The 9,287-nt window shown below is 71.7% G+C and carries 12 protein-coding genes; all 12 read right to left on the bottom strand.

The genetic code is table 11. The features are described from left to right. Positions 1 to 79: 79 nt before the first annotated feature. The 12 genes from lgt to WFJ01_RS04285 all read right to left on the bottom strand — a co-directional run bounded on the left by lgt (position 80) and on the right by WFJ01_RS04285 (position 9,221). Complete coding sequence (gene lgt / locus WFJ01_RS04340) at positions 80 to 1,093, bottom strand: prolipoprotein diacylglyceryl transferase (protein ID WP_336628321.1); 1,014 nt, start codon at positions 1,091 to 1,093, stop codon at positions 80 to 82. A 29-nt stretch (positions 1,094 to 1,122) separates the two neighbouring features. Then, the gene (gene trpA / locus WFJ01_RS04335; protein WP_336628320.1) at positions 1,123 to 1,911 is read right to left on the bottom strand and encodes a tryptophan synthase subunit alpha; all 789 of its coding nucleotides are present in this window, start codon (positions 1,909 to 1,911) and stop codon (positions 1,123 to 1,125) included. Then, positions 1,908 to 3,158: a tryptophan synthase subunit beta gene (gene trpB / locus WFJ01_RS04330; protein ID WP_336628319.1), complete on the bottom strand. Its 1,251-nt coding sequence runs from the start codon at positions 3,156 to 3,158 to the stop codon at positions 1,908 to 1,910. Before trpB ends, trpA begins: the two co-directional genes overlap by 4 nt. After that, entirely contained in the window at positions 3,155 to 3,931 is a 777-nt protein-coding gene (trpC, locus tag WFJ01_RS04325) for an indole-3-glycerol phosphate synthase TrpC (protein ID WP_336628605.1), read from the bottom strand. Before trpC ends, trpB begins: the two co-directional genes overlap by 4 nt. A 2-nt stretch (positions 3,932 to 3,933) precedes the next feature. Then, the gene (locus WFJ01_RS04320; RefSeq protein WP_251439750.1) at positions 3,934 to 4,164 is read right to left on the bottom strand and encodes a DUF6704 family protein; all 231 of its coding nucleotides are present in this window, start codon (positions 4,162 to 4,164) and stop codon (positions 3,934 to 3,936) included. 91 nt (positions 4,165 to 4,255) lie between these two features. Then, positions 4,256 to 4,834, bottom strand: coding sequence for a Trp biosynthesis-associated membrane protein (locus WFJ01_RS04315; protein WP_336628318.1), 579 nt, complete (start codon positions 4,832 to 4,834; stop codon positions 4,256 to 4,258). Further along, a complete protein-coding gene (gene hisI / locus WFJ01_RS04310; RefSeq protein WP_251439746.1) occupies positions 4,834 to 5,208 on the bottom strand; it encodes a phosphoribosyl-AMP cyclohydrolase in 375 nt (124 codons plus the stop codon). Before hisI ends, WFJ01_RS04315 begins: the two co-directional genes overlap by 1 nt. Next, positions 5,205 to 5,966: an imidazole glycerol phosphate synthase subunit HisF gene (hisF, locus tag WFJ01_RS04305; protein ID WP_336628317.1), complete on the bottom strand. Its 762-nt coding sequence runs from the start codon at positions 5,964 to 5,966 to the stop codon at positions 5,205 to 5,207. Before hisF ends, hisI begins: the two co-directional genes overlap by 4 nt. After that, positions 5,966 to 6,808, bottom strand: coding sequence for an ATP phosphoribosyltransferase (hisG, locus tag WFJ01_RS04300; RefSeq protein ID WP_251439744.1), 843 nt, complete (start codon positions 6,806 to 6,808; stop codon positions 5,966 to 5,968). The genes hisF and hisG overlap by 1 nt, the downstream gene beginning before the upstream one ends. Positions 6,809 to 6,848: 40 nt before the next feature. After that, positions 6,849 to 7,112: a phosphoribosyl-ATP diphosphatase gene (locus WFJ01_RS04295; RefSeq protein WP_045252002.1), complete on the bottom strand. Its 264-nt coding sequence runs from the start codon at positions 7,110 to 7,112 to the stop codon at positions 6,849 to 6,851. Beyond that, entirely contained in the window at positions 7,109 to 7,804 is a 696-nt protein-coding gene (gene rpe, locus WFJ01_RS04290; RefSeq protein ID WP_251439743.1) for a ribulose-phosphate 3-epimerase, read from the bottom strand. Before rpe ends, WFJ01_RS04295 begins: the two co-directional genes overlap by 4 nt. 61 nt (positions 7,805 to 7,865) lie before the next feature. Further along, entirely contained in the window at positions 7,866 to 9,221 is a 1,356-nt protein-coding gene (locus WFJ01_RS04285; protein ID WP_336628316.1) for an RsmB/NOP family class I SAM-dependent RNA methyltransferase, read from the bottom strand. Positions 9,222 to 9,287: the final 66 nt, after the last annotated feature.

Here is a 9,287-nt window from a genome sequence, read left to right as displayed (position 1 = left end):
CATCATCGGCCCGCTCGTTCAGTGCGTGGTTCGCGGTGGACGTGCGTCCACCGCAGCGAGGCTCCTGTCGGCGCCGTTCTCAGGGGCGGGAAGCGGCGCTCGTGGCGTCCGCCTCCACGCGATCGTCGTCGGACTGAGGCTCACTCAGGTCGACGAAATCATCGGGGTTGTGCGATTCTACAGCAGCGTCGCTCGGCTCCCGACCGGGCTGGTAGGCGGAGGGCTCGAGGCCCGGGTGACGACGCGTCTGGACGAAGAGGATCACGATGCCCAGCACCACGCCGAACAGCGCGGCCCAGACGTTCGTGCGGAGGCCGAAGTAGATCTCGCTCGGGTCGATGCGGATCGACTCCCAGACCATGCGTCCGGCGCCGTACCAGATGAGGTAGACGGCGAACAGCTTGCCCCACTGCAGACGCAGCCTGCGGCCCAGCCACAGCAGGAACAGGCAGCCGAGCGTGTTCCAGATGACCTCGTACAGGAACGTGGGGTGGAACAGGGTTCCCGGGGCGAGTCCCGCCGGGAAGGCCGAGTTCGTGGACTCGATCTCCAGGCCCCACGGAAGGTCGGTGGGCAGACCGAAGAGCTCGTGGTTGAAGTAGTTGCCGAACCGGCCGAACGCCTGGGCCAGGATGAGGCCGGGCGCCAGCGCGTCGGCGAAGGCCGAGAAGCGCACCCCGGTCCACTTGCAGCCGAGCCATGCGCCGATCGCACCGCCGATCAGTGCGCCGAAGATCGCGATGCCGCCCTCCCAGATGGCCCAGACCGAGCCGGGCTCGAACGGGTTCCAGGTGTTCTTGCCCGGGCCGAAGTAGAAGCCGGGGTGGGTCAGCACGTGGAAGATGCGCGCGCCGATGATCGCCAGCGGCACCGCGATGATGCAGATGTCGACGACGACCCAGCGCTCCGCCCCGCGCTTCGTGAGGCGGTGGTTCGTCATCAGCGTCGCCACGATGATGCCGGCGATGATGCACAGCGCGTAGAAGTGGATCTGCAGCGTCCACCCGAAGACGTTCAGCGTGAAGTAGCTGACCGGCGGGCTCGGGATGCTGGCGTGCACGCCGATGAGGGCGTTCTGGAGCGCGAAGGGCATGATCACGAGTCTACGACGTCAGGGCGCCGTCACCGTGCGCGCGGCGTGCCCGTGGCGAGCTCGCGGGTCACCTCGGCGAGGCGTTCCACTCCCCCGTCACGGAGGGCGCGCACGAGGGCGGTGCCGACGATCGCGCCGTCGGCGTACTCCAGCACCCCGGCGATCTGGTCGGCCGTGGAGATGCCGATGCCGACGCAGGCGCGTCCGGCCCCGTGCGCGCGGAGCCGCCCGACGAGGGTGCGGGCCGCCTTGTCCAGTTCGGCTCGCTCACCGGTGATCCCCATGGTCGACACCGTGTACACGAAGCCGGTCGAGCTCGACGCGACCAGGTCGAGCCGCTCGTCGGTCGAGGTCGGCGCGGCCAGGAAGACGCGGTCCAGCCCGGTGCGCTCGCTCGCGGCGATCCACTCGGGTGCGGCCTCGGGCGTGATGTCCGGCGTGATGAGCCCGGCCCCGCCCGCGGCGAGGAGATCGTCGGCGTAGCGGTCTACGCCGTACTGCAGCACCGGGTTCCAGTACGTCATGACGACGACGGGCGCCTCGACGGCGTCCGTGATCGCCTTGACCGCGGTGAACAGATCGCGCATCCGGAAGCCGTTCGCGAGCGCCGCCTGCGTGGCCTCCTGGATGATCGCGCCGTCCATGACGGGGTCGCTGTAGGGCGGGCCCAGCTCGATGATGTCGACGCCGTTGCGCGCGAGCGCGATCGCGGCGTCGATGCTGGTCTGCAGGTCCGGGTAGCCGACCGGGAGGTAGCCGATGAAGGCGCCCCGTTCGGCGTCGTGCGCGCGACGGATGGCCTCTTCGACGCGGCTCATGCGCCGGCTCCGTTCTCGGCGGCGCCCTCGTCGTACAGTCCGAAGTACCGCGCCGCGGTGTCCATGTCCTTGTCGCCCCGTCCGGAGAGGCAGACCGCGAGGATCGCATCGGGTCCGAGGTCCTTGCCGATCCGGATCGCGCCCGCGAGGGCGTGCGCCGACTCGATCGCCGGGATGATGCCCTCGGTGCGGCTGAGCAGGCGCAGTGCCTGCATCGCCTCGTCGTCGGTCGCCGGGATGTACTCGGCGCGCCCGATCGCACTGAGCCAGGAGTGCTCGGGACCGACGCCCGGGTAGTCCAGGCCGGCCGAGATCGAGTGCGACTCGATCGTCTGCCCGTCCTCGTCCTGCAGGACGTAGGTGCGGGCGCCGTGCAGCACGCCCGGTCGGCCGCGCTCGATCGAAGCGGCGTGCTTCGGGGTGTCGACGCCGTCTCCGGCCGCCTCCACGCCGTAGAGGCGCACGGCCTCGTCGTCCAGGAACGCGTCGAACATGCCGATCGCGTTGGATCCGCCTCCGACGCAGGCCAGCACCGCGTCGGGCAGCCGCCCCGCCTCGTCGAGCAGCTGCTGACGCGCCTCTTCGCCGATGATCTTCTGGAAGTCGCGCACCATCGCCGGGAACGGATGCGGGCCCGCCGCCGTGCCGAAGATGTAGTTGGTGGTCTCGACGGTGGCGACCCAGTCGCGATACGCGTCGTTGATCGCGTCCTTGAGAGTGCGCGAGCCGGTGGTGACGGGCACCACCTCTGCGCCGAGGAGGCGCATGCGGGCGACGTTGAGCGCCTGGCGCTCGGTGTCGACCTCGCCCATGTAGATCGTGCACTCCAGGCCGAACAGCGCGGCAGCGGTCGCCGTGGCGACGCCGTGCTGGCCCGCCCCGGTCTCCGCGATGACGCGCGTCTTGCCCAGACGCTTGGTCAGCAGCGCCTGGCCGAGCACGTTGTTGATCTTGTGCGAGCCGGTGTGGTTGAGATCCTCGCGCTTGAGGAAGATCCGCGCGCCGCCGGCGTGCTCGGCGAACCGGGGCACCTCGGTGATCGGCGACGGACGGCCGGCATAGGAGTGCAGGAGGGTCGCGAGCTCGGATCGGAACTCCGGATCCTCGATCGCCTCGTGGTACGCGACGGTGAGCTCATCGATCGCCGCGATGAGCGATTCGGGCATGAACCGTCCGCCGAAGTCGCCGAAGAACGGCCCCGGCTGATCGCGCAGGCTCTGGGTCGCTGCCCGCTCCGTGCTTGTCATGATCCGGCCTCCAGGAAGGAATGCAGGGTGGCGACGGGGTCGCCGGTGACGAGGGCCTCGCCGATCAGCACCGCATCGGCGCCGGCGGCGCCGTAGTGCGCGACGTCGGCGGGGGTCAGCACCGCGGACTCCGCGATCTTCACGGACGACGAGGGGATCCGGTCCACGAGACGTCCGAACAGGTCGCGGTCGAGCTCCAGCGTGGTGAGGTCACGGGCGTTGACGCCGATGAGGTGGGCCCCCAGGTCGATCGCGACCTCGAGCTCCTCGGCCGAGTGCGTCTCGACCAGCGGCGTCATCCCCAGCTCGAGGATGAGGGCGTACAGGCGCTCCAGGTTCACGCGCTCCAGGCCCGCGACGATCAGCAGCGCAAGGGATGCCCCGGCGGCGCGGGCCTCGAACACCTGATACGGCGTGGCGATGAAGTCTTTGCGGAGCACGGGGATCTGCACGGCGGCGGTCACGGCCTCGAGATCGCCGAGGCTTCCGCCGAAGCGGCGCTCCTCGGTGAGGACGCTGATCGCGGAGGCCCCGCCCTGCTGGTACAGGGACGCCTGCAGCGCCGGATCCGGGATCTCGGCCAGGGCCCCGCGGGACGGGCTCGCCCGCTTCACCTCGGCGATGATCTTCACCCGGTCGGCGGGGGCCAGCGCGGCGCGCACGTCCAGCGCGGGGGCGCGATCGAGGGCGGCACGCTCCACGATCGCGAAGGGGCGCTCCCGCTCGCGACGGGCGGCGTCCTCGACTGCGCCGGCCGTGAGGTCGGCGAGCACCATTAGTGCGCCTTCGGCTGGTACTTCGGGCCCTTCGCGCCGTAGCCGGCCTTGGAGAGCACCCAGCCGGAGATCGCTCCGATCACGATCAGCGCGACGCCCACCCAGACCACGACCGGGATGTCGAGGAAGAAGGCGGTGGTGCCCACGGTGAAACCGAGCAGCATGATCACCACGGCGGTCCAAGCCGCAGGCGAGTGTCCGTGGCCGGGATCTGCGATGGGGTTGCTCATGTTCTCCTCCGAGCGTCGGGTGGTGTGGTTGAAGTCTATCGGGATCGGGCTTCTCGCCGCGGACGGCGCCCGGAGCCGAGGGAGGTCCGCGTCAGCGGGTGGGGTCGGTGCCCCGGCTGAGCTCGTCCCAGCTCTCCACCGCATCCACCGGCCCCTCGTGCGAAATCGGCGTCGTGCGGTAGCGGCGTCCGCCGCTGCGCCACCGTCCGGCGGTGAACAGGGCGAGCGCCCCTCCGGCCAGCAGCAGGAGCCAGCTCGCGAGCGCGACCCAGGGCCAGGCCGTCACCGTGATGCCGTCGACGAGGCCCTTCAGTGCGGCGTCGCCCGCCAGCCCCGTGACCTTGGTGAGCGCGGGGCCGACCGCATCGAGCGGCTGCAGCAGGAGCACCCGTGCGGTGAGCACCAGCAGCAGGCCGCCGACCACGACGGCGATCCCCGCGATGATCCGGCGCATCACCGGGCCGACGAGGGCGAGGGCGGCTCCGAGTGCGAGAGCGGTGAGGCTGAGCGGCGCGAGCACCGGGAGCGCGGCGTTTCCGGCGACGTCGAGCGCCTCCCCGCCGTCGGCGCGCGCGACGATCAGCCAGGTCTGGGTCGACGACAGCACGCCGAGCGCTCCTGCGACCAGGATCAGCAGCAGGCTCGTGGACTTCGCGCGCCGGGTGAGCATCAGCGGCTCGCCTCGCCGTCCTCGGAGACGACGGCGCTCAGGTCCCGCCCGTCGAAGCAGGTGCGGGTGCCGGTGTGGCAGGCGACGCCGATCTGGTCCACGAACAGCAGCACGGTGTCGCCGTCGCAGTCCAGTCGAGCGCCGTGCACGTGCTGCACGTGACCCGAGGTGTCTCCCTTGCGCCAGTACTCCTGACGGGAGCGCGACCAGTAGGTGGCCCGTCCCGTGGTGAGGGTGCGCCGGAGCGCCTCCTCGTCGGCCCAGGCCATCATGAGCACCTCGAGCGTGTCCCACTGCTGGACGATCACCGGGACGAGTCCCTGATCGTTCCAGCTGACCCGGGCCAGCTCGACCTCGATGGTGTCCTCGCTCATCGCACCAGCACCCCCGCCGCGCCCAGGGCGGCCTTGACGTCCCCCACGGTCAGCTGACCGGAGTGGAACACGCTCGCGGCGAGCACGGCGTCGGCCCCGGCCGCGATCGCCGGGGCGAAGTCCTCCGCCGTGCCGGCGCCGCCCGACGCGATCACCGGCACGCTGGAGATCTCCCTCATGAGGGCGACAAGCTCCAGGTCGAAACCGTCCTTGGTGCCGTCGGCGTCGATGGAGTTGACCAGCAGCTCCCCCGCGCCGCGCTCGATGGCCTCGCGGGCCCAGTCCAGGGCGTCCAGCGACGTCTCCGTGCGTCCGCCGTGCGTCGTCACGGCGAAGCCGGACGCCGTGCGCGGGCTGCGCTTGATGTCGAGCGAGAGCACGAGCACCTGGGCGCCGAAGCGGTCGGCGATCTCGCCGATGAGGTCGGGCCGCGCGATCGCTGCGGAGTTCACCCCGACCTTGTCGGCGCCCACCCCCTGCAGTCGTGCGACGTCGTCGACCGAGCGCACGCCGCCGCCGACGGTGAGCGGCACGAACACCTCCTCGGCGGTGCGGCGCACCACGTCGTAGGTCGTGGCGCGCTCGTCGACGGTGGCGGTCACATCGAGGAAGGTGATCTCATCGGCGCCCTGCGCGGCGTAGTGCCGTGCGAGCTCGACCGGATCCCCCATGTCCCGCAGGTTCTCGAAGTTCACGCCCTTGACGACGCGGCCCGCGGCCACGTCGAGACACGGGATGACGCGCGCGGTGAGCGACATCAGAGCCTCGCGGCGTGGATCGCGGTGACCAGGATCGCCCGTGCGCCGAGGGCGTAGAGCTGATCCATCACCTGGTTCATGCCCCGACGCGGGATCATGACGCGCACGGCGACCCAGGCGGGATCGCGCAGCGGCGACACGGTCGGCGATTCGCGGCCGGGGGCGATCGCCGCAGCCTCTTCGACGAGATCGGCGGGCAGGTCGTAGTCGAGCAGGACGAAGCGGTGCGCGACCATGACGCCCCGCAGGCGCCGCAGCAGCTTCTCGGTGCCCTCGGCATCGCCGGGACGACTGATGAGCACCGCCTCGGACTCGATGATCACCGGACCGAAGATCTCCAGCCCGGCCTGGCGCAGCGTGGTGCCGGTCTCCACGACGTCTGCGATCGCGTCGGCGACCCCCAGGCGCACCGCGGACTCCACCGCGCCGTCGAGCGGGACGAGTTCCGCGGTGACGCCGTGCTCGCGCAGGTAGTCGTCGACGAGGCCGGGATAGGCCGATGCGACGCGCACCCCGTTCAGGTCCTCGAGGGTCGAGAACCGGCCGGGAGGCGCGGCGAAGCGGAAGGTCGACCGCGCGAAGCCGAGCTGCTCGATCTCCCGGGCGTCCGGGCGGCGCACGTCGCGCAGCAGGTCGCGGCCGGTGATGCCGACGTCCAGCGCGCCGGAGGCGACGTAGGTGGCGATGTCACGGGGACGGAGGAAGAAGAACTCGACGTCGTTGTCGGCGTCGATCACGTGCAGGGTCTTGGTGTCGCGGCGGCCGGCGTATCCGGCTTCGGCGAGCATCTCGGCGGCGGTCTCGGACAGCGATCCCTTGTTCGGGACGGCAATGCGCAGCATGGAAGGGTCTTTCGTTCGAAGCGATCCTGGTCGGGGCGCTTCACAGATGTCGGTAGACGTTCTCCAGGGTCAGTCCCTTGGCCAGCATGAGCACCTGCAGGTGGTACAGCAGCTGGGAGATCTCCTCGGCCGCGGCCTCGTCGCTCTCGTACTCGGCGGCCATCCAGACCTCGGCCGCCTCCTCCACGATCTTCTTGCCGATCGTGTGCACTCCGGCGTCGAGCTCGCGCACCGTCCCGGATCCCTCCGGGCGCTCGGCCGCCTTGCGGCTCAGCTCGGCGAACAGTTCGTCGAAGGTCTTCACCCTCCCAGGCTACCGGCTCGCGCGAGGCCCCGGAGCCGCGTGACGGCAGCCTCGACGTCGTGGGCGCCGTAGACGGCGGATCCGGCCACGAAGGTGTCGGCACCGGCGGATGCGGCCTGGGCGATCGTCGCGTCCGAGATCCCCCCGTCCACCTGCAGCCACACGTCGGAACCCCGGCGCTTCGCCTCGTCCGCGAGGGCGCGCAGCTTGGGCATCGTCTCCGGCATGAACCCCTGGCCGCCGAAGCCCGGCTCCACGGTCATCACCAGGATCTGGTCGAACTCGTCGAGGATGTCGTAGAGCGGCTCCGCGGCCGTGCCCGGCTTGACCGCGACACCCGCCCTCGCCCCGATGTCGCGCAACCTGCGCGCCAGTCCGACGGGGTCGGTCGCGGCCTCCAGGTGGAAGGTGACGCTCGCGGCACCCAGCTCGGCATACCCCGGCGCCCATCGCTCCGGGTCCGTGATCATGAGGTGCACGTCGAGCGGGATCGGACTCGTCGCCTGGATGCGCTCCACCATCTGCGGACCGAAAGTGAGGTTCGGCACGAAATGGTTGTCCATGACGTCGACATGTGCGAAGTCGGCCGTCGCGATGCGGGCGAGCTCGGCCTGCATGTTGACGAAGTCGGCGGCGAGGATCGACGGGTTGATCCGCGGAGCGGGGGGCAGGGCGGCGGAAGAGGCGGGCATGCGCCCATTATCCCGGTGCCGACCCGGCCCCGGGCCGACGTACGGCGTTCGTGTCGGCCGGCTAGGCCCGCTTGCGCAGGAGCGAGAGGAACATCGCATCGGTCCCGTGCCGGTGCGGCCAGAGCTGCGCGTGCCCTGCCCCGCTCGCGGGGGCCGGCAGGTCGATCGGAGCCTCCGAGACCGACCGGACGACCTCGCGGGCGTCGAGCTCTTCGATGTCGTCGCGGTCGCGCAGCACGGTCCGCACGACCGCCGCGGTCTCGGCGAGATGCGGCGAGCAGGTCACGTAGGCGAGCACTCCCCCGGGCCTCAGGGCGCCGAGAGCGCTGGCCAGCAGCTCCTCCTGCAGCGCCGCGAGCTCGGGGACGTCGGCGGCGGTCTTGCGCCAGCGCGCCTCCGGACGTCGGCGGAGCGCCCCGAGCCCCGTGCAGGGCGCATCGAGCAGGATGCGGTCATAGGCGCCGGGGCGGTCGGCGGCGAGGATCCTGCCGTCCTCCTCCGCGACGTCGACGTGCAGCGGCACCGGGGCGACCGCCTTGCGGACCAGGCCCGCCCGCGCCGGCACGACCTCGTTCGCATCCAGCGTCGCCCCCGTCCGCAGCGCCTCCGCGGCGAGCAGCGCGGTCTTGCCTCCGGGACCGGCGCAGAGGTCGAGCCAGCGCTCCCCCGGGGCGACGGGACGGGCGCCGACGAGCGCGAGCGCCACGAGCTGGGAGCCCTCGTCCTGGACGCGCACCCGGCCTTTGTTCGCGGACACGACGGCGCCCGGGTCTCCGCCCGCGGAGCCGAACGCGGTCGGCGCATAAGGCCGCTTCGGCTCCTGCGGCTCCGCCAGCCCGGGCAGGGCGACCAGGGTGACCTCGGGTGCGGCGTTGTCGGCCGCGAGGAGCGCCTCGAGCTCGTCCTCGCGTCCCTCGGCGGCGAGGGCGCGGCGCAGGGCGCGGATGATCCACACCGGGTGGGCGAAGCGCAGCCCCAGGCGCTCGTCGTCGGAGCGCGCGGCGGCCGTGACGACGTCGAGCCATTCGTCCTCCGTGCGTGCGGCGACGGCGCGGAGCACGGCGTTCGCGAAGCCCGACGCGCCGCGACCCGCCTCCCGCGCGACGAGATTGACCGACTCGTTGACGGCGGCGTGCGCCGCCACGCGCGTGGCCAGGATCTGATGCACGCCGAGCCGGAGCGCGTCGAGGACGGGCGGGTCGATGCTGGCGGTGGCCCGGCCCGCGGCCTGGGCGATGATCGCGTCGTAGGTGCCGATCCGGCGCAGCGTCCCGTACGCGAGCTCGGTGGCGAGAGCCGCATCCGCACCGCTCAACCCGGCCTCCCGGATCGCCCCGGGCAAGAGCAGGTTGGCGTACGCGTCGGACGTGCTGACGGCGCGGATCACGTCGTAGGCGACGCGGCGCGCAGGCTGCACCTCTCGGACGCGGGCGTCCCGCGGCGACGGGCGATGCCCGCTGCCGCCGTCCCGCCGCTGCGGTCC

This window comes from Microbacterium sp. MMO-35 (assembly GCF_037147555.1).
Taxonomy (GTDB): domain Bacteria; phylum Actinomycetota; class Actinomycetes; order Actinomycetales; family Microbacteriaceae; genus Microbacterium.
The sequence above is the reverse complement of the archived record's forward strand: the minus strand, read 5'-3'. Positions and strand labels throughout refer to the sequence as shown.

Excerpts from the sequence above, each read along its gene's own strand:
- lgt (WP_336628321.1), bottom strand. The coding sequence starts at position 1,093 with ATGCCCTTCGCGCTCCAGAACGCCCTCATCGGCGTGCACGCCAGCATC.
- trpA (WP_336628320.1), bottom strand. The coding sequence starts at position 1,911 with ATGAGCCGCGTCGAAGAGGCCATCCGTCGCGCGCACGACGCCGAACGG.
- trpB (WP_336628319.1), bottom strand. The coding sequence starts at position 3,158 with ATGACAAGCACGGAGCGGGCAGCGACCCAGAGCCTGCGCGATCAGCCG.
- WFJ01_RS04320 (WP_251439750.1), bottom strand. The coding sequence starts at position 4,164 with ATGAGCAACCCCATCGCAGATCCCGGCCACGGACACTCGCCTGCGGCT.
- WFJ01_RS04315 (WP_336628318.1), bottom strand. The coding sequence starts at position 4,834 with ATGCTCACCCGGCGCGCGAAGTCCACGAGCCTGCTGCTGATCCTGGTC.
- hisI (WP_251439746.1), bottom strand. The coding sequence starts at position 5,208 with ATGAGCGAGGACACCATCGAGGTCGAGCTGGCCCGGGTCAGCTGGAAC.
- hisF (WP_336628317.1), bottom strand. The coding sequence starts at position 5,966 with ATGTCGCTCACCGCGCGCGTCATCCCGTGTCTCGACGTGGCCGCGGGC.
- hisG (WP_251439744.1), bottom strand. The coding sequence starts at position 6,808 with ATGCTGCGCATTGCCGTCCCGAACAAGGGATCGCTGTCCGAGACCGCC.
- rpe (WP_251439743.1), bottom strand. The coding sequence starts at position 7,804 with ATGCCCGCCTCTTCCGCCGCCCTGCCCCCCGCTCCGCGGATCAACCCG.